The organism is Microbacterium sp. 10L49 (assembly GCF_056395125.1).
Genome location: NZ_JBFTIW010000003.1, coordinates 460,901 through 486,610 on the forward strand (window position 1 = coordinate 460,901; position 25,710 = coordinate 486,610).

Annotated in this window: 24 protein-coding genes and 1 tRNA gene; 10 read left to right on the forward strand and 15 right to left on the reverse strand. The window is 70.1% G+C overall.

The window, feature by feature from the left end:
• The first annotated feature begins 174 nt into the window (after positions 1–174).
• Positions 175–1,590, forward strand: coding sequence for an MFS transporter (locus AC1DCT_RS10005; protein ID WP_477428917.1), 1,416 nt, complete (start codon positions 175–177; stop codon positions 1,588–1,590).
• 47 nt (positions 1,591–1,637) lie between these two features.
• On the opposite strand, the gene AC1DCT_RS10010 is transcribed toward AC1DCT_RS10005, so the two are convergent.
• Both AC1DCT_RS10010 and AC1DCT_RS10015 read right to left on the reverse strand, forming a co-directional pair.
• The gene (locus AC1DCT_RS10010; RefSeq protein WP_477428918.1) at positions 1,638–2,069 is read right to left on the reverse strand and encodes a MepB family protein; all 432 of its coding nucleotides are present in this window, start codon (positions 2,067–2,069) and stop codon (positions 1,638–1,640) included.
• Positions 2,070–2,338: 269 nt separating this feature from the next.
• Complete coding sequence (locus AC1DCT_RS10015) at positions 2,339–2,905, reverse strand: MarR family winged helix-turn-helix transcriptional regulator (protein WP_477428920.1); 567 nt, start codon at positions 2,903–2,905, stop codon at positions 2,339–2,341.
• 155 nt (positions 2,906–3,060) lie between these two features.
• Here AC1DCT_RS10015 and AC1DCT_RS10020 point away from each other — a divergent pair, with 155 nt between their 5' ends.
• The gene (locus tag AC1DCT_RS10020; protein WP_477428922.1) at positions 3,061–4,002 is read left to right on the forward strand and encodes a hypothetical protein; all 942 of its coding nucleotides are present in this window, start codon (positions 3,061–3,063) and stop codon (positions 4,000–4,002) included.
• A gap of 105 nt (positions 4,003–4,107) precedes the next feature.
• Positions 4,108–5,025: a helix-turn-helix transcriptional regulator gene (locus tag AC1DCT_RS10025; protein ID WP_440732528.1), complete on the forward strand. Its 918-nt coding sequence runs from the start codon at positions 4,108–4,110 to the stop codon at positions 5,023–5,025.
• 228 nt (positions 5,026–5,253) lie between these two features.
• Here AC1DCT_RS10025 and AC1DCT_RS10030 read toward each other — a convergent pair whose 3' ends face one another.
• The 8 genes from AC1DCT_RS10030 to AC1DCT_RS10065 all read right to left on the reverse strand — a co-directional run bounded on the left by AC1DCT_RS10030 (position 5,254) and on the right by AC1DCT_RS10065 (position 15,788).
• A complete protein-coding gene (locus AC1DCT_RS10030) occupies positions 5,254–6,468 on the reverse strand; it encodes an MFS transporter (protein ID WP_440732529.1) in 1,215 nt (404 codons plus the stop codon).
• Positions 6,469–6,571: 103 nt separating this feature from the next.
• Positions 6,572–7,351 (reverse strand): hypothetical protein, encoded by a 780-nt coding sequence (locus AC1DCT_RS10035; protein ID WP_441977865.1) that lies wholly within the window; start codon positions 7,349–7,351, stop codon positions 6,572–6,574.
• 1 nt (position 7,352) lies between these two features.
• Complete coding sequence (gene dcd, locus AC1DCT_RS10040; RefSeq protein WP_233311902.1) at positions 7,353–7,958, reverse strand: dCTP deaminase; 606 nt, start codon at positions 7,956–7,958, stop codon at positions 7,353–7,355.
• A 22-nt stretch (positions 7,959–7,980) separates the two neighbouring features.
• Positions 7,981–8,676, reverse strand: coding sequence for a response regulator (locus AC1DCT_RS10045; RefSeq protein ID WP_440732532.1), 696 nt, complete (start codon positions 8,674–8,676; stop codon positions 7,981–7,983).
• Entirely contained in the window at positions 8,673–10,037 is a 1,365-nt protein-coding gene (locus AC1DCT_RS10050) for a sensor histidine kinase (protein WP_477428924.1), read from the reverse strand. The genes AC1DCT_RS10045 and AC1DCT_RS10050 overlap by 4 nt, the downstream gene beginning before the upstream one ends.
• The gene (locus AC1DCT_RS10055; RefSeq protein WP_477428926.1) at positions 10,034–13,798 is read right to left on the reverse strand and encodes an efflux RND transporter permease subunit; all 3,765 of its coding nucleotides are present in this window, start codon (positions 13,796–13,798) and stop codon (positions 10,034–10,036) included. Before AC1DCT_RS10055 ends, AC1DCT_RS10050 begins: the two co-directional genes overlap by 4 nt.
• 227 nt (positions 13,799–14,025) lie before the next feature.
• Positions 14,026–14,847: an ABC transporter permease gene (locus AC1DCT_RS10060; RefSeq protein WP_477428928.1), complete on the reverse strand. Its 822-nt coding sequence runs from the start codon at positions 14,845–14,847 to the stop codon at positions 14,026–14,028.
• Positions 14,844–15,788, reverse strand: coding sequence for an ABC transporter ATP-binding protein (locus AC1DCT_RS10065; protein WP_477428929.1), 945 nt, complete (start codon positions 15,786–15,788; stop codon positions 14,844–14,846). The genes AC1DCT_RS10060 and AC1DCT_RS10065 overlap by 4 nt, the downstream gene beginning before the upstream one ends.
• A gap of 622 nt (positions 15,789–16,410) precedes the next feature.
• Here AC1DCT_RS10065 and AC1DCT_RS10070 point away from each other — a divergent pair.
• The 3 genes from AC1DCT_RS10070 (at position 16,411) to AC1DCT_RS10080 (ending at position 18,898) form a co-directional block, all read left to right on the forward strand.
• Positions 16,411–17,745 (forward strand): chymotrypsin family serine protease, encoded by a 1,335-nt coding sequence (locus AC1DCT_RS10070; protein ID WP_477230119.1) that lies wholly within the window; start codon positions 16,411–16,413, stop codon positions 17,743–17,745.
• Positions 17,746–17,757: 12 nt separating this feature from the next.
• Complete coding sequence (locus AC1DCT_RS10075) at positions 17,758–18,303, forward strand: Ig domain-containing protein (RefSeq protein ID WP_477429658.1); 546 nt, start codon at positions 17,758–17,760, stop codon at positions 18,301–18,303.
• Positions 18,304–18,824: 521 nt separating this feature from the next.
• Positions 18,825–18,898: transfer RNA gene (locus AC1DCT_RS10080), tRNA-Gly, on the forward strand.
• A gap of 70 nt (positions 18,899–18,968) precedes the next feature.
• Here the strand turns inward: AC1DCT_RS10080 and AC1DCT_RS10085 are convergent.
• The 3 genes from AC1DCT_RS10085 to AC1DCT_RS10095 are packed head-to-tail and all read right to left on the reverse strand — an operon-like array spanning position 18,969 to position 21,284.
• Entirely contained in the window at positions 18,969–19,493 is a 525-nt protein-coding gene (locus tag AC1DCT_RS10085) for a putative glycolipid-binding domain-containing protein (protein ID WP_477428931.1), read from the reverse strand.
• Between the two features lie 7 nt (positions 19,494–19,500).
• A complete protein-coding gene (locus AC1DCT_RS10090) occupies positions 19,501–19,980 on the reverse strand; it encodes a VOC family protein (protein WP_477428933.1) in 480 nt (159 codons plus the stop codon).
• A complete protein-coding gene (locus AC1DCT_RS10095) occupies positions 19,977–21,284 on the reverse strand; it encodes an FAD-binding oxidoreductase (RefSeq protein ID WP_477428935.1) in 1,308 nt (435 codons plus the stop codon). Before AC1DCT_RS10095 ends, AC1DCT_RS10090 begins: the two co-directional genes overlap by 4 nt.
• A 264-nt stretch (positions 21,285–21,548) precedes the next feature.
• On the opposite strand from AC1DCT_RS10095, the gene AC1DCT_RS10100 reads away from it, so the two are divergent.
• On the forward strand, positions 21,549–21,866 hold the full coding sequence (locus AC1DCT_RS10100) for a DUF2853 family protein (RefSeq protein ID WP_477428937.1): 318 nt from the start codon (positions 21,549–21,551) through the stop codon (positions 21,864–21,866).
• Between the two features lie 114 nt (positions 21,867–21,980).
• Here the strand turns inward: AC1DCT_RS10100 and AC1DCT_RS10105 are convergent, their stop codons facing one another.
• A complete protein-coding gene (locus tag AC1DCT_RS10105) occupies positions 21,981–22,466 on the reverse strand; it encodes a MarR family winged helix-turn-helix transcriptional regulator (RefSeq protein ID WP_477428939.1) in 486 nt (161 codons plus the stop codon).
• Positions 22,467–22,544: 78 nt separating this feature from the next.
• Between AC1DCT_RS10105 and AC1DCT_RS10110 the strand changes: the two genes are divergently transcribed.
• Together AC1DCT_RS10110 and AC1DCT_RS10115 are read left to right on the forward strand one after the other, a co-directional pair.
• Positions 22,545–23,744: an FAD-dependent oxidoreductase gene (locus AC1DCT_RS10110; protein WP_477428941.1), complete on the forward strand. Its 1,200-nt coding sequence runs from the start codon at positions 22,545–22,547 to the stop codon at positions 23,742–23,744.
• Positions 23,745–23,779: 35 nt separating this feature from the next.
• A complete protein-coding gene (locus AC1DCT_RS10115) occupies positions 23,780–24,691 on the forward strand; it encodes a cyclase family protein (RefSeq protein WP_477428943.1) in 912 nt (303 codons plus the stop codon).
• A 32-nt stretch (positions 24,692–24,723) separates the two neighbouring features.
• On the opposite strand, the gene AC1DCT_RS10120 is transcribed toward AC1DCT_RS10115, so the two are convergent.
• Positions 24,724–24,882, reverse strand: coding sequence for a hypothetical protein (locus AC1DCT_RS10120; protein ID WP_477428945.1), 159 nt, complete (start codon positions 24,880–24,882; stop codon positions 24,724–24,726).
• 186 nt (positions 24,883–25,068) lie between these two features.
• Here AC1DCT_RS10120 and AC1DCT_RS10125 point away from each other — a divergent pair, with 186 nt between their 5' ends.
• Positions 25,069–25,608 carry a GNAT family N-acetyltransferase gene (locus AC1DCT_RS10125; protein ID WP_477428947.1) on the forward strand — a complete coding sequence of 180 codons (540 nt, stop codon included), beginning with the start codon at positions 25,069–25,071 and terminating at the stop codon, positions 25,606–25,608.
• The last annotated feature ends 102 nt before the right edge of the window (positions 25,609–25,710 follow it).

Sequence of the window (25,710 nt, forward strand, 5' to 3'; positions counted from 1 at the left end):
CCGGCGTCTCGAACTCAGTCGATTCTGCCCGCTACGCCGCATCAGGCACTCGAATCAACCGGATCGGCGGAGTTCGGAACGGAGTCCGCCGACCAGAAGTGAGCCGACAGGACCGCGGATCGCGCATCGGCGCGCCGCTACCTCTCGTTCACCCCCACCCACGAGACTTCCTGCATGAGCAACGGCGATCATCCCGAACCCCAGGCGACCGCGAACAGCGGAGCCGTCGCGGTGGTGGGCCTCGAGCTGCGCGGTGACGAGCCGGCGCCGAAGAAGCAGATCTACTCCTGGGCGCTCTGGGATTGGGCGACGCAGCCGTTCCACTCGGTGATCCTGACCTTCATCTTCACCGCGCTGTACCTGACGTCCGACGCATTCCTGCCGGCCGACCTCGCCTCGCTGGCCGACAAGGACCCGGCCAAGGTCGCCGGCATCGCCGAGCTCACGAGCGGACTCGGACTCGGCGGCACGATCGCCGGGCTCGCCATCCTGCTGCTCGCCCCCGTGCTCGGGCAGCGGGCCGACGCGGCCGGCCGCCAGAAGCTGTGGCTCGGGATCGGCACCGGTGCGCTGATCCTGTGCATGCTCGGACTCTGGTTCGTCACCCCGACGCCGTCCCTGTTCTGGTTGGGCGTCGCGCTGATCTCTGCCGGCGTCGTGTTCAGCGAGATCGCCTCGGTGAACTCGAACGCGATGCTCATCTCGATCGCGAATTCGAAGACGGTCGGACGAATCTCGGGCCTCGGCTGGGGCTTCGGCTACCTGGGCGGCATCGTCGCGCTCGTGCTGGTGATCGTGTTCTACATGGCGGACTGGTTCGGGCTCTCCGCGGACGGCGGTCTGCCGTTCCGCATCATCGCCGTCGGCTGCGCGGTATGGGCGATCGCGTTCTCGATCCCGATCTTCCTGAACGTGCCGGAGCCGTCGCTGGGACGGGCGGACCGGAAGGTCGGCTTCTTCGCGTCGTACGTGCTGCTCGTGAAGGACGTGATCGGGCTCTACCGCAACCCGAGCACACGCACCACGTTCTGGTTCCTGGTTGCGAGCGCGGTGTTCCGCGACGGCCTGGGCGCGGTCTTCACGTTCGGCGCCGTGATCGCGAGCACGGTCTTCGGCTTCAAGTTCATCGAGCTGGTGATCTTCGGCGTCGCCGCGAACCTCATCGCGGGCGTGTCCACGATCCTGGCCGGGCGTCTCGATGACCGCTGGGGCCCGAAGCGGCTGATCCTCATCTCGCTCGCCTGCATGTGCGTCGCGGGCATCGCGGTGTTCGCCCTGGTCGACACCGGGCGGATCGCCTACTGGATCGGCGGCCTGATCCTGTGCGCGTTCGTGGGACCCGCGCAGTCGGCAGGGCGGTCGTTCCTGGCCCGGGTCACCCCGGCCGGCCGCGAGGGCGAGATCTTCGGCCTCTACGCCACGACGGGCCGAGCGGCGAGCTGGATCGCCCAGGGCGCCTGGACGGTGCTGATCCTGCTGACCGGCAACACGAAGTTCGGGATCCTCGGAATCGTGGCGGTGCTGCTCGCCGGCCTCCTCCTGCTCCTGCCGGTGAAGGAGACGCGGCGCAGCGTCCACCTCTCGCGCTAGGCCGTATCGCCCGCCGCAACCCATCGGCTCACCAGCACCACCTGAGCTCAGAACTCCTGGAACGCGGGCGCTTGAGCACGTTGCGTGGCCGTGGCCTGGACGTTCAAGCCCGTGCACCAGCTCGGATACACCCGGAAGCCGCGCTTGCCCGGCCACCTTCCTGACGTGATGCCGAGCTCCGCGAGATGCGTGCCGGTGAACCGGAACACCCCTCTCCGACCCTGTTGCTCCACGAAGACGAGCAGACCCGCAGCGCGATCGTCATCGCTGAACGGCGCCGTGCTTCCCTCAGCGTCCCGTTGCCAGAACGCGACGAAGGCGCCCGGCTTGGTCGGAGTGGTACGCGCGGTGCGGATATGCCAGGCCTCGTCGCCGATCTGGACGATCCCGGACTCGTAGTCGCTGTTCTGCATCTCGGGGATGACTTCGGCCGCCGTGCCCACCCCCGCCGAGTACGCCGCAAAGGCAGTGAAACGCATACAGCCACGCTAACCTAGAGCACATCCGGCGGCCCGGACCTCCGCCCGGCCAGTTCAGGTCGCGATCTCTCCACTCAGGTCGCACTCTCTCCACTCAGGTCGCACCTTCTGCGCCGAACGGCGGCTCCGAAGAGCAGAAAGTGCGACCTGAAGCGGATCCGGCCGAAGCGGATTCGGCTCGCGGCGGAGCGGTCGCATAGCCCCGCCGAACCCGCCGGACCCCGCGAGACCCTGCGGGGTCGCCGCGCCCTGAGCGACAGACCGGCCGCTCAGCGCCAGTTGGCGGCGACCTTGGCCAGCAGGCGGGCGAACTCGGCCTGCTCCTCGGCCGTCAGCGCCGACATCGCCGTTCGCAACGCCTCGCGCCGGTCGCCGCGGATGCCGCGGCCCATCCGCCGCCCCTCGTCGGTGAGCACGATGCGGGTACGACGGGCGTCGTCCGGGTCCGCCTCGCGAAGCAGCCAGCCTCGTTCCACACCCTGCTGCACGAGGCGCGATGCGCGCGGCTGATCCACGCCGATCGCCTCACCCAGCGCGCTCACGCTGAGCGGGCCCTGGGCCAGCGCCTCGAGCATGCGCAGCCGCGCAGGCGCCTCGCCGCGAGCACCGCCCCACGGCCCCGCCCCGCGCGCGCGCGGATCCCCGTGCGCGGCTCCGTGCGCGCCGCGCACGTGCGGACCGCCGCGGCCCCGGAATCCGTCGCCACCATGCCCGAAGTCGGGATCGTGCATCCCGTGCCGATGCTCGCGCGGCGGGCGCAGGCCCCGACCGCGCAGTAGGCCGAGCGCCGCGACGATCGCGTCGAGGGGATCCGGGTTCTCGGCATCGTGAGGCATGCTCCGATTTTACATGCGACTTGACATGGATCCGGATTGCATGTCACACTGCATATACATGGCAGATGACATGGATCCGGAGAGTCCGGAGAGGCAGCCCCGCCGCGAACGGCGCCGAGCAGCCGGTCATCGCCCCGAGACCTGAAGGACTTCGCATGAACACCGCAGAGAACAACACACAGAACACGCCCACTGACCGGAGCCGCCCGTTCGGCTTCTGGATCACCGCCGTCGACCGCCTGATGGCGGCCAAGTTCGCCACCGCGTTCGAGGACGAGGGGATCACCCGCCGCGACTGGCGGATCCTCAACGTCATCGACGGCACCGTTCCGACGGGCCGCGAGCTTCCGGCCGGCAAGGTTCGCCGCCTGGTCGCGCTCGGCTGGGTCGAGCCCGGCGCTGAAGGCTGGGCGCTCACCACGGACGGCACGGCCGCCAAGGCTCGCCTGACCACCGCCGTCGAGGAGATCCGCGCGCAGGTCGCCGGTGCCCTCGAGCCCGACGAGTTCGCCACGATGACGGGCTCCCTCGAGAAGCTCGCCCGCAGCCTCGGCTACGAGGAGGGCACTCGCCTGCCTCGTCGTCGCGCCGGCGAGCGCCGCGAGGGCGGCCACGGCCGTGGCCACCGCAGGCACCACCGCGGATACGGCGACCACCGCCGCAGCCACGGTGAGCACCGCCACGAGGCCGGGTTCGGACACGGCGAGGCCGGGTTCGGACACGGCGAGCGCTTCGCCGGCGGCGAGCGTCCGGGCTTCGGCGAGCGCCCCGGCTTCGGCCGGTTCGCCGACCACCCCGGCTTCGGCCGCGAGTGGCTGCAGCGCGAACACCTCCGTCAGGAGCACGCCCGCCACCAGCGCCGTTGCGACGGACACGCCGACGGTGAACGTCAGCACGGCGAGCACTCGCACGGCGAGCGTCAGCACGGCGAGCACCAGCACGGCAAGCACTCCCACGGCGAGCGTCAGCACGGCGAGCGCCTGCGCGAGCGCCGGCAGGGCGAGCACCGGCACGGCATGGGCCCGCGCGGCGGATTCCACCGGCACACGCCGGAGCAGATCCACATCCACCTGCACGGCGGTCGTCACGACGGCTGATCCGCTTCCCCTTCCGGCCCCTGTCCGCGCACGCGGCAGGGGCCGGACCCGTCTCCTCCGCCGGCCGCCGGAATAGAGGCCGCGCGGCCTCGGTTTCCCTTTCACATGACACTTCTCGCCCCGGACAGGACGACGCCCGCCGTCGTCGTGCCGGGCGCGATCCCGCCCACCGGCGGCGCGGTCGATGCCCTTCTCTCGGCTGTCGACGTGCGGCTGATGCGGCAGGTGCGGATCGCGCCGGATCCGGCCGAGACCATCGCGCTGGACCGTGACGCGCTGTCGATCGTGTACGTCATCGATGGCGCCGTGCACACCCGCTGCGGCGACAAGCCGATGTCCCTCGCGCGGGGCGACGCCATGCTGACGCCGGGACGGGTGCCGATGTCGGTGAAGACCGATCCCGGCACCCGGATCCTCGTCTCCACCCTCACGCTGGTGCCGCACGCGGCGCACATCGCGAACGCCCTGCCCGACGTGGCCCTGGTGCGCGATTTCGCCCACCACGAGCCGGCGGCGGCCGCGCTGGCCGCCCAGGTCGGACTCGATCTCACAGCCCTGCCGGTCGACGCCGCTGCGTTCGAAGCCGCCGGCCGCGACGGCGACGCCGTGATCTGCCGCATGATGGCGAACACCGTGCTCGCGTCGGTGATCCGCGCCTGGGCCGCGCACGGCTGCGCCCCCGCGGGGTGGCCGGCGCGCACGAGCGACCCCTTCCTGGAGAAGGTGATCGACGCGATCCACGCCGCACCCGGCAACGACTGGAGCGTCGAGGGCCTCGCCAGCGTCGGCGCCATGTCGCGGACGGTGTTCGCAGAACGCTTCCGCGCCGCCTTCGGCACCTCGCCCGCGAGCTACGTGACCGAGGTGCGGATGCGCGCCGCCCAGGACCGGCTCGTGCTCGGCTGCCTCGTCAGCGAGATCTCCCGCGACCTCGGCTACAGCTCCGACGAGGGCTTCAGTCGCGCCTTCCGCCGCCGCACGGGCCAGACCCCGACGGCGTGGCGCGAAGCTCGCACCGCCTGACGCGCCCGCGGAATTGCGGTGCGCTGCTCCGCTCAGCGATCCGCGCGGGCGCGGACGACGTCCGGCTCGCTGTCGCGCCCGGACCGGATCCGTCTCGGGCGCATCCGCTCCTGCCCGGACGCTTCCGTGATTCCGCAATAAGGACGATGGCAACTTCTCAGGACGGATCCGCCCGGATCCTCCTGCAGAGTTGCCATCGTCCTCCAGAATTGCGGCGCGCTGCTCCGCTCAGCGATCCGCGCGGGCGCTGATCCTGCTCGATACCCCGAACAGCAGCGCTCCGACCACCAGCACGACCGCGCCGATCACGTAGACCTGGGCGATCCCGATGCCGTCCACCAGCAGGCCGCCGACGCCGGCAGCGGTCATGATCGCCGCCTGGAATCCCATGACCACGAGGCTTCCGCCCGCCTCGAGCCGGTCCGGCATGCGGTGCCCGATCCAGGTGTTCACGATCAGCAGCCACGAGGCGAAGAAGAATCCCCAGACGAACGCCACCACGCCGATCGCCCAGAGGGATCCGGTCATCGCGTCCATCAGCAGCACCGCGCCGGCGATCACGAGCGGGGTGATCACGGCGAGCGTGCGGTAGCGGCGGTCGACGATCACGCCGATCGCGATGTTGCCGATGAAGCCGCCGATGCCGAACAGTGCGAGCAGCAGGATGATCGTCCCCTCGGTGATCGCGGCACCGCCCTCCTGCACGCGCTCGAGCGCGACCCGGATGTACGTATAGGCGAGGAAGTGCCCGAGCACCACCAGCACGTGGCCCACCACGCCGAGGCCGATACCGCGGCGGCGGAACGTCTCGACCAGAGTGGACAGCCGTGCGGCCCCCTCTGCGGGCACGCTCGGGAGCAGGATCCGCAGCAGGACGGCGAGCACCGCGCTGGCCGCCGCGGCGATCCCGAAGACCCCGCGCCAGTCGAGCACCTGGCTGAGCAGCACGCCCGCCGGCACACCCGCCACAGTGGCGAGCGACACACCCGCCGAGTTGAACATCATCGCCCGCCCCAGGCGCTCCGGACCGGCGATCCGCGCGGCGACCGTGACAGACATCGACCAGAAGCCACTCAGCGCGGCGCCCAGCAGCACGCGCGCGACCAGCAGCAGCGGCAGGTTCGGAGCGACCGCGACGATCAGGTTCGAGACGGCCGCGCCGATCGCCATCCACACCAGCAGGGAGCGGCGGTCCAGGCGGGGCAGCATGAGGCCGATGGTCGGAGCCACGATGAGCCCGGCGAGCGCCGTCACGGTGACCATCTGCCCGGCCTGGCCGGGCGTGACGCCGATCTCCGCCGCGATGTCGGTGAGCAGGCCGCCGGGGAGGAACTCCGCGGTGACGAGCAGGAACGCCGTCGCCATCATGGCGAGCAGGGCGCCGTAGTTCAGCCGGCGCGGGGCGGAGGCCGCGATCGTGGGCACGGGGGCGGTGGTGGTCATGCTTCCAGCCTGGCGCACGACGGGGTGCGGCGCCCGACCGTGCGTCCGGCCGATCCGACCGATCGTCCGGATCGGATCCGGGCGTGCTCGATCGCGGCGGTTGTCAGAGCAGCGGCAGCACGGCCGGCACCGCGGCGGCGACCGGGAACGGCCAGGCCGCGTTCGCGATGAGCACGGCGATCAGCACGATCGCACCGATCAGCAGCACGACGAGGATCAGGAACACCAGCGCCACCAGGCCGGGGTAGCCGCCTCTACCCGCCTCGGGGGCCGACGGCGGAGATCCTGGCCGCTCCGGCGGGAGCGCAGGAAGCGGCAGTCCGGTCGGCGGCACCGGATCGGAGTCGCGGGCGGGGACCATGCCCGCGGGCGTCGGGTCGGCACGCGGGGGCTTGGCGTCGCGGCGGGAATCCCAGGTCTGCCTCACGGCGGCCCCCGGCGCCGACGGGTGCCCCGTCGTCTGCGCGGTGTCGGGTGCGGCTTCTGTGCCCGACCGGGCCTCGGAGGCCGGCTCGCCGAACAGCGCGGGGTCGGGATCCGCCAGGATCGCGGCGAGGCCCGGAGTCTCCTCCGCGGGCGCTGCCGCCTCAGGGCTGGCGAGCAGTCGCGCGAGCTCGGCGTCGTCCCGGGCGGGCGCGATCTGGGGGTCGGCGAGGATCCGCGCCAGCCCTTCGCTCTCCACGGGCACAGGCGCCGGATCGGCATCACCAGGAAGCGGTGCCGGCTGCGGGAGCGACGTCGGATCGTCGGCACGCCCGGGCTCGGGCGCATCGTGGACGGGCGGCTCAGGGACGACGGACGGGGTCGGCGCGACCGACGGACCGGGCGGTGCGGGCGCGGAGGACGGTTCGTCCCGGGTCGGATCCGTCTCGTCCGCGGTCATGTCAGCCTCCGGTGGATCCCGCGTCGGTCACTCCGACGTCGGTGCGATGGAAGTTCTGGAAGGAGCGCGAGGCGGTCGGGCCGCGCTGCCCCTGGTAGCGGTTGCCGTACGGACCGGATCCATAGGGGTTCTCCGCCGGCGAGGACAGCTGGAAGAAGCACAGCTGACCGATCTTCATGCCCGGCCAGAGCTTGATCGGCAGGGTCGCGACATTGGCGAGCTCGAGCGTGACGTGCCCCGTGAAGCCGGGGTCGATGAAGCCGGCCGTGGAGTGCGTGATGAGTCCGAGGCGGCCCAGCGACGACTTCCCCTCGAGGCGCGCGGCCACGTCGTCCGAGAGCGAGACCTGTTCGAAGGTCGCGCCGAGCGCGAACTCGCCGGGGTGCAGCACGAACGGCTCATCCGGTTCGACCTCGATCAGCCTGGTCAGCTCGGGCTGATCCTCGCCCGGGTCGATGAAGGGGTACTTGTGGTTGTCGAACAGCCGGAAGTAGCGGTCCAGCCGCACGTCGATGCTCGACGGCTGGATCATCGACGGTTCGAGCGGATCCAGTCCGATCCGCCCCGCGTCGAGCCCCGCCCTGATGTCCCTGTCGCTCAGCAGCACGGTTTCAGCGTAGTCGGTGCCGTCACTGCGAGTCGGTCAGGCCGTTGCGGAACGCGAAGACGACCGCCAGCACGCGATCACGCATGCCGAGCTTCTGCAGCACCCGGCCGACATGGGTCTTGACCGTGGACTCGCTCAGCCAGAGCTTCTCCGCGATCTCGGCGTTGGACAGCCCCTGCACCAGTGCGTCGAAGACCTCGCGCTCACGGTCGGTGAGCACCTGCAGCCGGGCCGCGGCGGCGGCACGGTCGTCGTCCCTCGCGCGGCGGCCGGGGTCCTCCGCGGCGCGGCTGAGCACGCCGAAGCGCCGGAGCAGTTCCGAGGTGACCCGTGGTGCGAGCACGGCGTCTCCGGCGGCCACGGCGCGGATCGCGGCGACGATGTCGTCCGCATCCGAGTCCTTGAGCAGGAAGCCGCTGGCGCCGGCGTCGATCGCACCGAACGCATAGGCGTCGAGATCGAAGGTCGTGAGCACGAGCACGCGGATCCCGCTGCCCGACGCCACGAGCTCCCTGGTCGCCTCCAGGCCGTCCTTGCGGGGCATCTGCACGTCCATGAGCACGACGTCGGGCCGGTGCACGGTCGCGAGCGCCACCGCCTCGATCCCGTCCTGCGCCTCTCCCACCACCTCGATGTCCGGCTGCGCGCCCAGCACCATCGCGAGACCGGCGCGGATCAGGGCCTGATCGTCGGCGATGAGCACCCGGATCGCGGTCATGACGCGCTCCTCGGCAACGCCAGGCGCACGACCCAGCCCCGCGGCGCAGTGGGTCCGGCCTCGAGCGCACCCCCGTAGAGGGCGGCGCGCTCGCGCATCCCGAGAAGGCCCCGGCCCACGCGACCGGAAGGCGCCGTGGATCCGGATCCCTCCACGCGCCCATGCTCCGGCGGAGCACTGTGCCCTGCGCGGGCGCCCTCGGGCGCGACCGGCGTCGTGCCGTTGTCCCGGATCTCGGCGTGGATCGCCTCGGCGGTCACCCGCACCTCGACCCGCACCTCGGTCGGCGCCTCGGCGTGCCGCAGCGCGTTGGTGAGGGATTCCTGCACGACCCGGAACACCGTCATCTGCAGACCCGCCGGGACCGCCTGCGCAGCGCCGGTCGCGGATCCGGTGGCGGCGTCCTGCTCCGCGCGCCCCAGGTCGAGATCCAGCCGCACTGGCAGCCCGATCCCCCGGTAGACCTCGGCGAGGCGCGGCAGGTCGTCCAGACCCGTGCCGTTGCGCGTCGATTCCTGCCCGTTTGTCCGTTCGAGCACCCCGATCGCCCGCCGCATCTCGTCGAGGGAGGAACGCGCCACCCCGGCGATCTGGCCCACCGCCTCGCGCGCTCGGTCGGGATCCGCGTCGAAGACGGCCCTCGTGCCGTCGGCCAGCCGCACGATCACGCTCAGCGAATGGGACACGATGTCGTGCACATCACGGGCGATGCGCGACCGCTCGGCGAGAGCGGCGAGCTGCGCCTCCTGATCACGCTCGTGCTCGAGGATCCGCGCTCGCTCCACGAGCGCCGCCACATATCGGCGGCGGTTTCCCGCGTTCTGCCCCCACAGCAGTGCGACCAGGAGCAGCAGCAGGTCGAACGCCGCCCAGGACAACGCCGTGTCCAGCCGCGAGCCCGAACGGTTCACCGGTGCGAACCCGAACCCGGTGAGCAGATGGACACCGCCCAGCGCCAGCGTCACCGCATAGGCGATCGCGCCGGCGATCCACGCGCGGGACATCCGGTCGTACACGGCGATCGCGAACACCGCGTAGGCGACGGCGAACGCCCCCACATCCAGCCAGAACGGCAGCAGTACGAGCGGCAGCGTCAGTGTCACGAGGTACAGCAGCATCGGGTTGCGCCGGCGGAACAGCACCATCATGGTCGCGACGATCGCCACGACCACGAGTCCCAGGCCGATGCCCCAGACTCCGCCGGGCCGCACGACGACCGGGTCCCCCGCGGGGGCCGTCCCGAGCATCGGCACGACCGTCAGCACGACCCAGCTGAGCGTCGTGAGGGCGTCGGCCCAGTGCGGATGGCGCTGCCAGCGCGACGCGGCGCGATCCAGGGCGCGCGCGGAGCCGTCGGTCACGTCGCCAGTCTCCCACGGTCCTCCGGGTCGGCCGAGGCCGCCCGGTCCGCGGTCGTGCGCGACGAGCGTGACGCGGGCTCGCCGGCGCTCAGCGGCAGCACGGCGACCGTCTCCGCCTCGGACGACGCCGGATCCTGCCCGGTCTCGAACACCTCGACACCGGCGCTGCGGCGTTGGCGACGGGCCTCGCGACGCTCCCTCCGCGCCTGCCTGCGATCCCCGCGGCGCTCGTAGAGCACGACCAGCGCCGGCACCAGCAACAGGGTGAGCACCGTGGACGAGACCAGACCGCCGATGACCACGATCGCGAGCGACTGCGAGATGAATGCCCCGCCGCCGGTGATGCCGAGGGCCATCGGGATGAGCGCGAAGATCGTCGCGCACGCGGTCATGATGATCGGCCGCAGGCGCAGGCGCGCCCCGTGCACGACCGCGTCGTCGAGCCCCGAGCCGTTCCGGCGGTACTCGTTGATGAGGTCGATCAGCACGATCGCGTTCGTGACCACGATCCCGATCAGCATGAGCATCCCGATGAGCGCCGGGATGCCGAGCGGGGTCCCCGTGATCAGCAGCCCCGCGATCGCCCCCGTCGCCGCGAACGGCACCGAGACCAGCAGGAGGAGCGGCTGCACGAGGGAGCGGAACGTCGCCACCAGCACGATGTAGACCAGGGCGATCGCCGCGAGCATCGCGAGCCCGAGCTCGCTGAACGACTGTGCCTGTTCAGCGGCGGCGCCGCCCTCGTCCAGGTTCACGCCGGCCGGCAGGTCGACTCCCGCCACCGCCGTCTGCACGCCGTACGACGCCGTGGAGAGGTCGGCTCCCTCTGCGGGCGTGGCCGAGATCGTGACCGCGCGAGCGCCGTCGATCCGGGTGATCGTGGCGGGAGCCGAGACCACATCCACGGCGGCGATGTCGCCGACGCGGATCGGCGTCGCGCGCAGATGCTCGAGGTCGCGCTGCGCCTGCGTGAGCCGGTCGGTCTCGGCCTGCTGGCGCGACCCGTCGGCGATCGCGGTGCGCGCCGCGGAGATCTGCTCGTCGAGGCCCGTCAGCCCGCTCTCGGCCCCGGCCACGGCCTGGGTGAGCTGCTGCACGAGCTTCTGATACTCGAGTGCGCTGAGCTGACCCTGCGTCGCGGGCTGGGGGTCGGCGGGCGGCGGCGAGGCGAGCAGCTGCGCGAGCTGCTCGCGCAGCGCGGCCAGGTCCGCCGCCCCGGAGGAGCGGGCGTCGTACAGCGTGGAGAGCTGCTCATCGGCCTTGTTCTCCGCCTCGGTGCGCGCCTGGGCGGACATCGTCTCCTGCTCGCGCTGCAGTGCATCCGCCGCATCCTTCTGCGTCTTCTGGGCCTGCAGAGCCGAGATCGGCAGGGTGAGCGCCTTGACCGCCTCGGGGTCCGTCGCGGTCGACTGCGCACGGACCACCAGATCCGTGGCGGTGCCGTCGATGCTGACGGAGCCGAGCCGCTCGCCCTGGACGGCGGAGGAGATCGCCGCCCCCACCTCGGCGGTGGTGAAGCCCTGCGCCGCCGCACGCGCGGGGTCGACGGACACCTTCAGCACGGGCAGATCCGCGGCGAGGTCGCTCTTCACCGTGCCGATGCCGTCCACCTTGCCGAGAGCCGCCGTGAGCTTCTCCGACGCGCTCGCCAGCGCCTTGTCATCGGGGCTCTTCACGATCACATCGATCGACGACGACGTGGTCTGCGTCGCCTGGGTCGAGACGGTGATGCGGTCGGCCTCCGGGAGCCCGGCGACGGCCTTGCGGATCCGCGGCAGCACGGCCTCGGGATCCGCATCCGGCGCGATCACGATGTCGAGCGTGACCGGCGCCCCCTGCTCACCCGCCGTGGTGCGGTACGAGGCGACCCCGTCGAGATCGCGGACCTTCTTCTCCAACGCGGTCGCGGCCTTGTCCGATACGGCGAGCGTGGTGTCCAGCGGCATCGTCTGGGTGACGGTCACCGCGCGCTCGTCGGCGAAGCTGCCGAGCATGTCGGTCTTCAGGAAGGTCGCCGCCACGATGGTGCCGGCGAACACGACCACCGAGATCAGCACGACCGTGACCGGCCGGCGCAGCGCGAACAGCAGCGAGGGCAGATAGGCCCGCTGCATGCGCGTGACGCGCTCGGCGGGATCCTGCGCCGCCGCATCAGCGCCCGCGGCGGTCACGCCCGACGTGCCGGCCTGTTGCGGATCCGCTACGGCGGCGTCCGTGGGATCCGTGCTCTCGACGGCGGTCATCGCCGCCTGCTCGGCATCCGCGGCCTCGGCATCCGCGACGGCGCCCCTCTTCGGACGGCGCAGGAACCAGTACGCGAGCACGGGCACGATCGTCAGCGACACCAGCAGCGAGGCCAGCAGCGCGATGGTCACGGTCAGGGCGAACGGCCGGAACAGCTCCCCCGCCATGCCGCCGACGAGGGCGACCGGCAGGAACACCGCCACCGTCGTCAGCGTCGACGCCGTCACGGCGCCGGCCACCTGGCGCACCGCGGCCAGCACATCGCCAGGGGTGAGCGGCGCGGATCCGCGTCGCCGCGCGATGTTCTCGATGACGACGATCGAGTCGTCGACCACGCGGCCGACTGCGACGGTCAACGCGGCGAGAGTGAACACGTTGAACGAGAACCCGCCGACGCGCAGCCCGATCACCGCGATGAGCAGCGACAGCGGGATCGAGACGGCCGTGATCACGGTGGCCTTGGGCGAGAGCAGGAAGACCAGGATGATCAGCACCGCGAACACGAGGCCGAGGCCGCCCTCGACGGCGAGGTCGTGCGTCGACTTCTCGATCATCGTGGACTGGTCGAACAGCACCGAGCTCGCGGCGTTCGCGCCGAGAGAGGGCAGCGCCTTCGCGACCGCGGCCGTCACCGCATGCGACACCTGCACGGCGTTCGCCTCGGGCGTCTTGGTGATCGTCAGGCTCAGCGCGGGACGGCCGTCGGCGCGCGAGATCGTGCTCTGCGGGACGGGGGCGAGCTCGACCGTCGCGACCTCGGACAGCGGCACAGGCCCCTGCATCGTCGGGATCGGCATCGCCGACAGGCGCTCGATCGAGGTACCCTCCTGGCCGACCTCGATCGCCATGGCGCGCGTGCCGTCGCTGCTGGTGCCCGCCGGCACCACGACGCCGGCGGTCCGCAGAATCCCCGACACCGCGGCCGCATCGATCGAGCGCGCCGACAGCTTGGCCGGATCCAGGGTCACGAGCACGCGCTCGGAGGCGCGGCCCGACACCTGCACCGCACGCACACCCGGCACGTGCTCGATCGCAGGGACGAGGGTCTTGTCCACCCGCTCGGCAAGGGCGCCGACGTCGCCGTCACCCGTGATCGCGAGACTCTGCACCGGGATGTCGGCGGAACTGCCCGCGTAGACCTCGGTGTGCACGCCGTCCGCGGCGGATCCGGCGGCGGACGCGGCGGCCTTGAGATCGGCGAGGATCTTGGTGTCATCGCGGCCGAACGCCCAGTTCACGGTCAGCTGCCCGCTGCCGCTCGAGGTGCTCGTGCGCACCTCGTCCACCCCGGTCACGGAACCGAGCGCATCTGACAGCGGCTTGACCACATCGTGGTCGAGGGTCTCGGCCGAGGCGCCGGGCTTCGTCACGAGGACGACCGCCGCGGGCTGCGACATCGACGGCAGCAGCTCCTGCTTCATGCTGCCGGTGGCCCACAGGCCCGCTCCGACGATGAGCACGGTGAACAGGGCCACGACGGCGCGGTTGGCGAGGCTGAGTCGGGTCAGCGGGGTCACGGATCCTCCAGGCGATCACGGGCGGGCGCAGGGGCACCGCGACTGCCGCGGGCTGCGACGAGCCGTACCTTCAGCCAACCGCGCACCACGAGGCCGGCACATCCGCTTCGGGGAGGATCCGGTCCGTCCCGGGGTGGTCCTCAGGTACCACATCCTCCGGCCGCGTCCGCAGACGACGTCGCCCCCTCCGCACAGTGCGAAGGGGGCGATGTCGGCAGATCCGCGGGTCAGGCGTCGCGCGAGCGCAGCACCACCCAGGATCCGAGCAGGCCTGCGGCGACCCAGGCGCCGAGGGTGAGGAACGCCACGCCTGCGGACATCGGCGCGGTGTCGCTGGGCAGGATCGCGTTCTGCGCGGCCGACAGCGGAAGGTAGTTCGCGGCGTCGAGCACCCATTTCCAGGACTCGCCGGCGAAGGCGAAGAAGTTCGACATGATCGGCAGCACGAACAGCAGTCCGACCGTGGCGGCGATCGCACCGGCACCCGAACGCAGCATGAAGCCGAACGAGACGCCGATCAGCGCGCACACCGCCATCGTCGCGGCGGCGGCGAGCAACGGCAGGATCACCTTGTCGGGCGCACCCCACTCGAGCCCCTGGCCGTGCGCGCCGAGGATCGCCGACACGATGACCGCGGCGACCACGAACATCACCAGCGACGCGAGGAACAGGAACACCCCGAGCACGACGGACTTCGCCACCAGCACGCGCCCGCGGCGCGGGTCCGCGGTGAGCGTGGAGCGGATCATGCCCGTGGAGTACTCGCCGGTGACGGCGATCGCACCCAGAATCCCGGCCAGCAGCGCGGTGAACTGGATGGGCGTGACCACGGCCATGATGCCGTTGAGCCCGCGGGGCGCCTCACCGGAGGTGGTGAGGGCGAAGGCGATCAGCACGGCGATGCCGATCGTGAGTGCGGCGGTGATCGCGATCGACCACCAGGTGGAGCGCAGCGTGGTGAGCTTGATCCACTCGCTGCGCAGGCTCCGCGGGAAGCTCAGACGGAACCGGCTCGCGGCGACGGGCACGGTGGGAGCGACGGCGCTCATGCGACCACCTCCGGGATCGGGGCGCCGGCTTCGGAGACGGCGCGGGTGCGGTACTCGACGGACTCGCCCGTCAGAGCGAGGTAGGCGTCCTCGAGCGAGCCGCTGGTCGGGGTGAGCTCGTGCAGCGCGATGCCGCGCTCGGCCGCGAGGTCGCCGATCCACCACGCTTCGGGGCCGGTGACGTCGATCGTGTCGTGCCCCGAGCCGTTGACCACGGCGCCGGCGGCGAGGAGCAGATCCGCCAGCTCGGCGGCGCGCGGGCTGCGCACCCGCACCTGGGCGGTGGTCCACTGCTGCACGAGCTGCGCCAGCGGCGCGTCGGCGAGCACCCGGCCGCGGCCCAGCACGATGATGTGGTCGGCGGTCTGCGCCATCTCGCTCATGAGGTGGCTGGACAGCAGCACGGTGCGGCCCTCCGACGCGGCGTGCCGCACGAAATTGCGCACCCACATCACCCCCTCGGGGTCGAGGCCGTTGACGGGCTCGTCGAGGATGAGCGTGTGCGGGTCGCCGAGCAGCGCGGCGGCGATGCCGAGGCGCTGCCCCATGCCGAGGGAGAACCCGCCGGCGCGCTTGCGGGACACGGATCCGATCCCGGTGATCTCGATGACCTCGTCGACGCGCTTCGAGGGCAGGCCGTGCGTGGCGGCGAGCGCGCGCAGGTGGTTGCGGGCCGAGCGGCCGGTGTGCACGGCCTTGGCGTCCAGCAGCACGCCGACCTCGGTGAGGGGCGCGTGCAGACGGCGGTACTCCTGCCCGTTCACGGTCACGCGGCCCGCGCTCGGCCGGTCCAAGCCCACGATCATCCGCATCGTGGTCGACTTGCCGGCGCCGTTCGGTCCGAGGAAGCCGGTGACGGTGCCCGGCCGCACGGTGAACGACACGTTGTCGACGGCGGTCTTGGGTCCGTATCTCTTGGTGAGGCCCTCTGCGGTGATCATGTCTTCGACGCTATGCGGCGGCTGTGCCTCGTCGCATCCCTCTGGAGGATGACTCCGGGGATCCCCGGGGATGATTCCGGAAACCCCGAACGTCGCCCGCCCCTGCCCGGGCTCCTCGCGGGTTCTCCCCTCACTCCGTTTCCCTCCCCTCACTCCGTTTCCCTCCCCTCACTTTGTTTCCCTCCCCCGGTCGGCGCCCGTGCGGGGAGGGAAAGTCGCGGCGGGGAGGGAAACCGTGCGATGAGGCAGGGCGGATCCGGGATCCCGTGGGCGTTTGTTATGCTGGCCAGGCGTCACCGACGCACGGGGCTGTAGTTCAATGGCAGAACTTCTGCATCACAAATTCTGAATCCCGCAACTTCCCGGAAGCTCCCGCCGCGGTCGATTCTCCTGCGCGATTCCGCGGAACGCTGGCCGCTTGACATCCCGCCCGGTCCCGGCCGATCCCGCAATTTCCTCGCGCAAAGCGCGGGGTAAACGCGTGGCAATCAGACCCCACGATGCATGCACATCGGATAGAACATAGATTTGAATGCGGGTAGAGTGTGGCCGCACGCGTCGTTTTGCGACAACCGCACCAGCGTGTTTGACTGAAGTTCCGCGGAGCCCGTAGATTCCGCGCATGAACCGTGGAACGAAACTGGGGTTGACCTCGGTCGCTATTGTCGTCACCTTTCTCACGCTCTGGCCCTCGAACGCGGTTCTGGCGGCCACGTCGAAGCCTGCGGTGGACCTGACGCAGCCCGTTCCACCGAACGGGCAGTTGGTGTCGAGCCTCAACGCCGAGGGCCGATGCCTTTTCGACAATGGCGTCTACCCGGCGGGTGGCGTGGGTTACCGAGACAGCTCTCTCCCTTATGACGACCTTGAGCCCGTACCTCGAGCCGAACAGACGTTGCGCGCCCAAATCCTGCGGCAGCACGCGGGGCAGGTGATGGAGGTATCGTTCGCGGGGAAGACGGGGACCGTCACGGTCAGCAAGGCGTCGGTTCAGGGTGCGACGTCGACCGTCGACGAGCTGGCGGGAGCCGACCCTGCAGCCGTCGACGCGTTGGCGACGTTGCGAGCTGCGGGAACTCAGATCGGCGTGGAGTCCAAGGATGCGCCGTCGCTGTTGGATGTGTGTACGATCCGAAGCGCCATCAGCACCGTCGCCACCAAGATTCCCACTCTGTCCGCCTCCGCCGTGACCAACGCAGCCGACGGCAAGGTCGATATCACCGTCAATGCCGAGTCCTTGCTCTCGCTTCAGGCAGCACTCTCCGGCTTTGCGCCGTGGATTCGACTGCAGAGCGGGGACGTCGAGCCGGCTTCCCGGACCGCCGATAGCGCACCATGGTACGGGGGCGCCAGGACCAATCGTTGGGACGGCGAGCCCTGGTGCTCCACGTCTTTCCGGTTCAACAACGGTTCTCGGTACCTTCTCACGGCGGACCATTGCGGCCCATCAGGGTACAAGTGGTACAACAACGGCGACATGTACAACGGCGGCTACGTGGGGTTCAGCGCTTCTAATCTCGGCGCCTACGGCGTTGATGCGGCCGTCATTGCCGGCTCTTCCTACGGTTCCAGGGTGTACACAGGTTCGCCCAGTTCCTCGACCTCCATCGAGGCAAACGGTGTCTATCCGAACTCCGCCCTCAACTACCTCGACCAGCTGGTGATCTCTGGGGCATCTTCAGGACAAGGCAACATCACCTCGGCAGGAAACAGTCAAACCTGCCGTTGGTATGAGGGAAAGAACTATTGCCACCTGCTGTACTTCTCCGCTGTCGGCGGCCTCTGCATCGGTGGCGACAGCGGCGGCCCAATCGGCGTCTACGACCCCGCGAACGGAAGGTTGATCGCCTCGGCTATCGTTTCGGCCACAGAGGGCGACCGGAATGGCAATCATTGGTGCCTAGGTACCGATATCTCTGCCGCCATTTACCTTTGGGGTGGTGGGACCATTGGCTGAAAAGGGACGATGATGCAAAAGACACGACCAACACGATTCGCCGGAACGAAGCGTGCGACCTCCTATCTCACGATCGGCGTAGTCGCGGTGCAGCTCCTGCTGACTTCTTGTTCGGCCTCGACGGGGACAACAGCCGAGACCGGGAGCAGCAGCACCACATCCCCATCAACGCCCACGCCCACGCCCACGCCCACGCCCACGCCCACAGTGTTCGAGCCAGTGACCGCAGGACGGGTGCTTGTGGCCCTGCGCCCAGGAAGCCTTCCGATCGGCTCGATTAGCGGGCCTGCGGAGACGTGGTTCATCGCTGCTGGAAGGTGCTCGGCAGAAGGATGCGCGGGGGGCCCCTACACCTTCGCCAGTCAGGGTGAACTTCCGCCCGGGATGACTCTGGAACCAAACACAGGGCGGCTTACGGGGACCTCCACGAAACTGGGCACCTGGAAGATCACTATCACAGCGACCGACGTGAACGATCCGTCAGAAACCGGATCACTCACCCTGGACTACAGCATCTTCCAGACGGAGGCCGCGGACGGTAGCTCCCCCTCGCCCTAAATGCCAGGGACGATGCGCTGCGGCCTCATCAGGTGCGGCTCGCTCGTTGAGTTAGACGATGGCGCGGCTCGATTTCGTTGCGTCAGGAGGGGCCCTAGAACAATACCCACGAACGAGAGAAGGCCCCCGCCCCCCGGCATTGCCAGGGACGGGGGTCTTCTCTGTCTGCAGTATTCGCAACTTAGCGCCAGGTCTGGGCGGTTGAAGCACGCAGCGCTCAAGGGGACCGCGTTCGAGGGCCGGCTACCGAGGGAGTTTCGCTCCACCGTTGCCACGCTGCTGCGCGACGAGGCCGGCATCGAAGCCGCTCAGCACCAGCTCAACCATGCGCACATGTCTACGACAGAGGACAAGTACGCGGTGCACGTCACGGTCCTTCCGGACCAGACAGTCATCCTCGAGCAGTTCGATGTTCTCTCGGATTGAAAGCGCGGGGTAAACGCGGGGTTTGCCCGTCTGACATGCAACCTATAGACTCGCAAAGTCGCTACAGCCGCGGAATTACGCGGCTGTTTCGGTGCGGGGCTGTAGTTCAATGGTAGAACTTCTGCTTCCCAAGCAGACAGCGCGGGTTCGATTCCCGTCAGCCCCTCCACTCCGACAAGGCCTCCGTCACCGACGGGGGCCTTCGTCGCGTCAGACGCCGTACGGATCCCGCTCCGGGGCTACTCCCGCACGCGCACGAACAGTCCCGGGTACTCGAGCACGAGCCCCGCGGCGTCGACGAGGATCTCCCGGCGGAAGTCGCTGTCCCGCGACTCGTAGAGGTAGCGCTCTCGGCTGCGGCACGTGTAGCGCTGCGGATCCGGCAGCACCTCGAGCGCGTCGGTGACGTAGGCGGTGACGATGTCCCGGGACTCGCCGGGTCTCAGCGCCAGGCGGCGGATCGGCAGCGTGTTCGTGAAGGGGCTGAAGGACAGGTCGATGTCGATCGCCGCACTCAGGTCGGGGCGCGGCACGTCGTTCACCCGCCATTCGCCCGCCGACGATCGGGCCAGGCGCAGGGTTCCGACGCGGTCGTCCTCGACCGTGAGATCCGCGAACTCCCACCGCTCCGTCAGCCGGGCGGCATAACGGATCACGCGACCAGGGCTCTCCACGACCGATGTCGCATCCACGCCGCCCGTCGCGACGGACAACTCCAGCGTCTCCGTGCTCCCCGTTTCGACGCCTCGCCAGCGGATCCGCATGACGCCGTCAACCGATCGATTCGGCGAGGGAGACGATGATGCCCTCCGGACCGCGGACGTAGGCCATCCGGATGGCGTGCTGCCATTCGCCGACGCCGCCGACCAGCGCGTATCCGTCGCCCACGACCTGGTCGATCATCGCGTCGAGGTCGTCGACCATGAAGGCGACGTTGCGGATGCCGAGCTCGTTCGCCATCGGAGCCGGCGAGCCGGGCTCGTGATCGGGGCGGGTGAAGCTGGACAGCTCCAGCGTCGTGCCGCCGGAGGGAGCGCGCAGCATGACGATCCGAGTCCGGGCGTCGGGGATCCCGATCACCGTGTCGAGGAATTCGCCCTCCACGGCCATGGGATCGCCGAGAACCTCCAGCCCGAGGCCGGCGAAGAACGCTGTGACCGCCTCCAGGTCGGCGACCGTGATTCCGACGTGATCGAAACTGCGCACCCGCGGCGCACCAGCAGGGTCAGACAGGGGCTTCTGCGTGCTCATCCTCGAACCTCGTTCCTGTGGGGGTGCGGGTCGCTGCCCGCGGGCTGAATGGCTTGCGGGAAGTCGAAGAACCGGTGCGGGTCGTAGCGCAGCTTGATTCCGGCGAGACGGTCCGCGTTGGCGCCATGGTAGGCGGCCAGCGGATCCTCCAGTAGGAGGTCGGGGAAGTTCGGATACACCCGTCCGGATCCGGCTTCGTGGGCGGCGTTCCAGGAATCGTCGATCCACGGGTCGCCGGGGTCGCCGACATGCTCCAGCAGGAAGCGGGTGCCACGGTGCGCGAACGTGGTCTCACCCGAAGCCACCCGGTTGTACGCCCCGCCCATCGCCGTGTACGAAAGCCTGCGCGGCCTGCTGCGGTCCGCGTCGGCGAGCAGCGACAGGATCCGCTCCAGGATCGGTTCTTCGATCGTGTGCTCGAAGAACTCCGACCGCAGGCGGACCGGACGCTGCGGCAGCGAACGCCGCTCGTCGGCGTGCGTCTCCTTCACGGTCGAGTACGGCACCGGATCTTCCACCCGCAGCCGCGCCGACCCGGCTCTGCCGAGGAGCTCCCGCAGCCACGCGTTGGTCACGGACGCGGGAAGGCTCGAGACTCCGACCGCGCGGATCTGCACGCCGGGGACACCCGGCTCCTGCTCGACGACCAGATCGACGGTCAGGCCGTCCGGCGCATCGGGGGCGTGCTCCTGCCAGTCCGTCACAAGAGCACCGACGTCGACATTCCCCGGTATCACGACCTCGACACGGGAGACCATGGGCTCGGGCACGGTCGCGAATCGGAACGTGCCGACCACCCCGAACTGGCCCCCTCCCGCGCCGCGCAGCGCCCAGAACAGATCCGGCTCGCGATGCTCGTCGCAGTCGACGATGTCGCCGTTGGCGAGCACGACCCGGGCGCCGATCAGCCGGTCGCAGGTCAGCCCGTGCTGCCGTCCCAGCAGCCCGATCCCGCCGCCGAGAGTCAGCCCCGCGATGCCCACGGTCTCCCCGCATCCCGCCGACAGCGTGCGTCCCACCGCATGCAATGCGCCGTACACCCGGCGCAGCCGGCACCCTGCGCCGATCGTCGCCGTACCCGACGGATCGACGCGGACCTGATCCATCGCGGCGAGGTCGAGCACGATGCCGTCGGTGGTGGATCTGCCGGCGAAGCAGTGGCCACCGCCCCGCGGCACCAACCGCATCCCGGTCGCCGCGGCGTGGCCGATCTCCCGTGCGATGTCACGCTCCGACGCGCACGCGACGACCAGCGACGGCCGCACGCCTGACGACGCGGTGCGATGCTGCTCTGGTGCGGACATGACTCGACCGTACGAACCACGTAGGCGCTGAGGATTGAACAGAACGCGCATCGTCCAGCACTCCGAGGAGGCCCGCCGGATGCTGCCGGCGGTGCCGACGTGTCGAACACCGCACGAGGATCGCCGGCCGGCTCACGCACCACGGGTACGGCATCAGATCCCGCTGTCAGTTTCCTATGGGTGTCTGTTGCTGTTCGGATGCGGCCTCTAGGCTCTCTGGCGAGCGCGGCACATCCGAGCCGAGCCGGAGCGAAGGAGTTCCCTATGGCCGACTGGGCCGCTGACGTCAAGATCTACCGTCCCGACGCCGATGATGCTGCGATCGCGGGTCTGCTCAAGACCTACCGACTCGTCATGGACAGCCAGGACTCGGCGTACGTCGCATTCTCCGACAAGGACGAGGTCGAGACCGTCAAGACCAATTTCCTCAAGAAGAAGCTCGGCCTCACGGAGTCGGACGCGGTGCTCGACGCCGCGCTCGACGAGGTCAAGGAGACCATGAAGGCGGACCGCACCAAGAGCCGCATCACGGTCTACTACCTCCTCGCGGAGAAGTTCGGCAAGCTGGGCCAGTTCCACTGAGCACCCGCTCCGCCGCATGACGAGGAGGGGCCGCAACCGCATGAGCGGGTTGCGGCCCCTCCTCTTGTTCTGTCGACCGCGGCACTCGTCTGTCGTCCGCGGCGAGTCACATCCTCAGGCCCCGGTCTGCCTGCGGAGCTGATCGATCTCGTCCCGGTTCAGTTCGGCGGCGCGAGCCAGCAGCTCCGCGGCGAACTCGATCTGCTCGTCGCTGAGCGTGTCCAGGTATGCGTTCCACCGCTCGGCGACCCGGCCGTAGATCGGACCGACGCCGGCCAGGATCGGATCCGGGTCCGCGGTGACAATCACCTTGCGACGATCCGACTCGTCCCGGGCACGGTGCACATAGCCCGCGCGCTCGAGGCGGTCGATCATCGCCGTGACCGCTCCCCCCGCCGTGAGCCCGGTCCGTGCCGCGAGTTCCCCGGGGGTTGCGGGGCCGCTGCTCAGCAGCAGGCCCACGGCCTGCAGGTCGGTGCCGTTGAGCCCGACCGACCGTGCGACCGCATCCTGGAAGAGCACTGCCCGTGCCATGAACTCCTGCATGGCCTCACTCTGACGGGTGATGGCGTCCGCACGACGTGCGGTCGGTTCGGTCATCTGATATTCTCTCTAATATCGAGAGACTCTGATCGCGAGACTCTCTCTGTCCTCCAAGACTATCGAAAGGCAGATCCGATGCCCAAGGCACTCATCATCGGTGGCGGAGTCGCCGGCCCTGCCGTCGCCCTCTTCCTGCGCCGCGCCGGCTGGGACGCGGAGATCTATGAGGCCCGGCCGGCCCCGGATGCCTTCGGGGGCCTCTTCCTCAATGTGGCGACCAATGGTCTGGCGGTGCTCGAGACCCTCGGGCTGAACGAGCGCCTGCTCGGCGACGGCCACCTCAGCCCGTACATGCAGATGTGGAGCGGGCGCGGGCGAAAGCTCGGGACCGTGCCCAACGGCCCCGCCGGCGAACCCGATCGCGGGAGCGTCGTCGTGCGACGGGAATGGCTCAACACCGTGCTGCGCGAGTCGACCGCGGAGGCGGGCATCCCGCTCACCTGGGGCGCGCGGCTCGACCGCATCGAGGAGACACCGAACGGCGTCATCACGCACTTCGCGGATGGCACCACGGCGAGCGGCGACATCCTGATCGGCTGCGACGGCGTCGGCTCCCCGACCCGGCGGTGGATCGACCCCGCCGCGCCGGATCCAACGTACGCCGGCCTGCTCAGCATCGGTGGCTTCGCACGCGTCGAGGGGCTCGCACCGACCCCGCTCACGCAGCACATGGTGTTCGGCGCCCGTGGCTTCTTCGGATACCTCGTGCGCGAGGACGGCACGGTCTACTGGTTCGCGAACCCCGCCAAGGCTGAGATGGACCGAGACGAGCTGCGGGCGGTGCCGAGCACCACTTGGATCCATGAACTGCGCGCCCTGCACGCGAACGACCCGTACCCGATCCCGCAGATCCTGGACGGCACGACCGGCACCGTCGGCGCCTACGGCATCTACGAGCTGCCGCACGTGCCGCGCTGGCACCGCGGGCGGGTCGTCGCCGTCGGCGACGCCGTGCACGCGACTTCACCGAGCGCAGGCCAGGGCGCCTCGCTCGCCTTGGAGGATGCGGCGACCCTCGCCCTGTGCCTGCGCGACCTGCCCGACCACCAACAGGCGTTCACCCGATATCAGGCGCTTCGCCAACGTCGCGCGGAGGACATCGTGGCCTACGCCCGGGCGATCGGCCGGCAGAAGACGGGGAGCTCGTCGAAGCTCTCCATCCTGATGCGGGACTTCCTGCTCCCGCTGTTCCTGCGCGGCGCGATGAAGGACACGCGCAACAACCACCTCTACAACCACACGATCCCGTGGGAGAGCTCGATCGTCGACACGTGACGCCCGCCCGCGGCGTTCCTCGACATACTGGCGGGATGACCTCCCCCGAGTACCGCGCGCGCTTCGGCTTCGACATCGCCTTCACCAACGGCGGCGGGATGCACGGCGACGGCTTCCGTCTCGACCTGCCCTCCCCCGACCTGGACGCCGAGGCGATCGGCCTGCTCCTCATCCGGCACCTCGGTCTCACCCTCGTCGAGTCGGTCGTGCTGCACGATCTCGAGATCGTCGCCGAGCAGCACCGCGGCAGCCGCGGGGTCGAGGCGACGCCCACGTCCGCCCGCCGAATCGTGGATCTGTCGCACCCGATCCACGCCGGCCTCGTCACCTACCCCGGGCTGCCCGCGCCCGAGATCACCCCGTTCCTCACCCGGGAGGACTCGAGGGCGAAGTACGCGCCGGGCACCGAGTTCGCGATGGACGTCATCACGATGATCGGCAACACCGGCACCTACATCGACTCGCCGTTCCACCGCTACGCCGACGGCGGCGACCTCTCGTCGTTGCCTCTGGAGAAGCTCGTCGACCTGCCCGCCGAGGTCTTCCACCTCACCGACGCATGGTCGTCCGGCCGTCGTGGGATCGGATCCGCGACGCTCGCCGACCGCGACCTGGTCGGCACGGCCGTGCTGCTGCACACGGGCTGGGACCGATACTTCGGCACTACGGAGTACGGCCGGGGCGCGCCGTTCCTGACCGGAGCCGGGGCACAGGCGCTCGTCGACGCCGGGGTCGCTCTCGTCGGCATCGACTCGCTCAACATCGACGACACCGAGTCGGGCGGCGAGCGCCCCGCCCACTCGACCCTGCTCGCGGCGGGGATCCCCGTCGTCGAGCATCTTGCGAACCTGGGCTTGCTGCCGGCGCGCGGCGCCCGGTTCACCGCCGCACCCCCGGCCGTCGCGGGTTTCGGGACCTTCCCCGTGCGGGCGCACGCGATCGTCTAACCCGGCCGCCCACGCGACAGGGCGGCCCGCCGTCAGAGACCCTCGATCGACCCTTCGAACCCGAGCATCGTGTCCACCGTGGGCGGCGGGAGCAGGCCGCCGTCGTCCTCGTCCCGCGGCGGACCGTTCTCGACCGCCTCCTTCTCATCCACCACTGCTTCGACCTGATCGTCGTCTTCGTCGTGCCCCATCTCTTCCTCCTTCACGAGGGAGCCGGCCCGCGACGCCTCGTCAGCATGCCCGCCGGCGGCGGGTCCGGATCCCGACTTCTTCTCCGCAGAGTATGCCGACCCGCAAGGGGTCACAAGAGGACGATGCACCCCGTCGCCGGGGTCGACGGCGGCCACGTCGTCCGAGCCTGCGGGTAGCGTGGGCCTATGTCCACAGGACCCGCCGTCACCCTCCGCGCCCGCACCGAAGCCGACTACGACGCCCTGTACGCGCTCGCTGCGGAACTCGACAGCTGGGAGGAGCGCAGCCCGCTCCGGCCCGCCGCCATGACGCGGAAAGGCTGGGAGGCGCGCGTGGCCGACTACGACGCGGACCCCAGCGGCAACCTCGGATTCGTGATCGACGTCGACGGCGAGGCCGTCGGCACGGTGAGCCTGTTCGACATCGACGGCTTCACCGGAACGGCCGAGGTCGGCATCGCCCTCGTCCGATCCGCGCGCGGCCAGGGGATCGGCACCGAGGCCATCGCGCAGATCCTCGAGTTCGGATTCGTGCGCGCCAACCTGCGCCGCGTGCATCTCGAGGTGATCGCTTCCAACGCGGCGGCGATCCGGTCGTATGAGAAGGCCGGTTTCGTCGTCGAGGGACGCCAGCGCGAGCACGCCTGGGTGCGAGGGCGCTACGAGGACATCGTGCGGATGGGGTTGCTCCGCGACGAGTGGCGGGAGAGTCGCGCCGCGGGCTGAGTCCGGCGATCCGCCGTCGAGCGCGCCCGCATCGGTGCGATGTCTCCGGGTCGCCGGCGGGGATGGCGTAGCGTCGGACCAGACCGCGATCGAAGGGGATCC

What these genes read in the sequence shown, in the direction of transcription:
- AC1DCT_RS10120 (WP_477428945.1), bottom strand. Translation starts at nt 24,882, where the DNA reads ATGGGGCACGACGAAGACGACGATCAGGTCGAAGCAGTGGTGGATGAG.
- AC1DCT_RS10095 (WP_477428935.1), bottom strand. Translation starts at nt 21,284, where the DNA reads ATGTCCGCACCAGAGCAGCATCGCACCGCGTCGTCAGGCGTGCGGCCG.
- AC1DCT_RS10090 (WP_477428933.1), bottom strand. Translation starts at nt 19,980, where the DNA reads ATGAGCACGCAGAAGCCCCTGTCTGACCCTGCTGGTGCGCCGCGGGTG.
- AC1DCT_RS10035 (WP_441977865.1), bottom strand. Translation starts at nt 7,351, where the DNA reads ATGACCGCGGACGAGACGGATCCGACCCGGGACGAACCGTCCTCCGCG.
- AC1DCT_RS10065 (WP_477428929.1), bottom strand. Translation starts at nt 15,788, where the DNA reads ATGATCACCGCAGAGGGCCTCACCAAGAGATACGGACCCAAGACCGCC.
- AC1DCT_RS10030 (WP_440732529.1), bottom strand. Translation starts at nt 6,468, where the DNA reads ATGACCACCACCGCCCCCGTGCCCACGATCGCGGCCTCCGCCCCGCGC.
- AC1DCT_RS10005 (WP_477428917.1), top strand. Translation starts at nt 175, where the DNA reads ATGAGCAACGGCGATCATCCCGAACCCCAGGCGACCGCGAACAGCGGA.
- AC1DCT_RS10010 (WP_477428918.1), bottom strand. Translation starts at nt 2,069, where the DNA reads ATGCGTTTCACTGCCTTTGCGGCGTACTCGGCGGGGGTGGGCACGGCG.
- AC1DCT_RS10060 (WP_477428928.1), bottom strand. Translation starts at nt 14,847, where the DNA reads ATGAGCGCCGTCGCTCCCACCGTGCCCGTCGCCGCGAGCCGGTTCCGT.
- AC1DCT_RS10025 (WP_440732528.1), top strand. Translation starts at nt 4,108, where the DNA reads ATGACACTTCTCGCCCCGGACAGGACGACGCCCGCCGTCGTCGTGCCG.
- AC1DCT_RS10070 (WP_477230119.1), top strand. Translation starts at nt 16,411, where the DNA reads ATGAACCGTGGAACGAAACTGGGGTTGACCTCGGTCGCTATTGTCGTC.
- AC1DCT_RS10020 (WP_477428922.1), top strand. Translation starts at nt 3,061, where the DNA reads ATGAACACCGCAGAGAACAACACACAGAACACGCCCACTGACCGGAGC.
- AC1DCT_RS10125 (WP_477428947.1), top strand. Translation starts at nt 25,069, where the DNA reads ATGTCCACAGGACCCGCCGTCACCCTCCGCGCCCGCACCGAAGCCGAC.
- AC1DCT_RS10045 (WP_440732532.1), bottom strand. Translation starts at nt 8,676, where the DNA reads ATGACCGCGATCCGGGTGCTCATCGCCGACGATCAGGCCCTGATCCGC.
- AC1DCT_RS10115 (WP_477428943.1), top strand. Translation starts at nt 23,780, where the DNA reads ATGACCTCCCCCGAGTACCGCGCGCGCTTCGGCTTCGACATCGCCTTC.
- AC1DCT_RS10100 (WP_477428937.1), top strand. Translation starts at nt 21,549, where the DNA reads ATGGCCGACTGGGCCGCTGACGTCAAGATCTACCGTCCCGACGCCGAT.
- AC1DCT_RS10015 (WP_477428920.1), bottom strand. Translation starts at nt 2,905, where the DNA reads ATGCCTCACGATGCCGAGAACCCGGATCCCCTCGACGCGATCGTCGCG.
- AC1DCT_RS10110 (WP_477428941.1), top strand. Translation starts at nt 22,545, where the DNA reads ATGCCCAAGGCACTCATCATCGGTGGCGGAGTCGCCGGCCCTGCCGTC.
- AC1DCT_RS10105 (WP_477428939.1), bottom strand. Translation starts at nt 22,466, where the DNA reads ATGACCGAACCGACCGCACGTCGTGCGGACGCCATCACCCGTCAGAGT.
- AC1DCT_RS10085 (WP_477428931.1), bottom strand. Translation starts at nt 19,493, where the DNA reads ATGCGGATCCGCTGGCGAGGCGTCGAAACGGGGAGCACGGAGACGCTG.
- AC1DCT_RS10075 (WP_477429658.1), top strand. Translation starts at nt 17,758, where the DNA reads ATGCAAAAGACACGACCAACACGATTCGCCGGAACGAAGCGTGCGACC.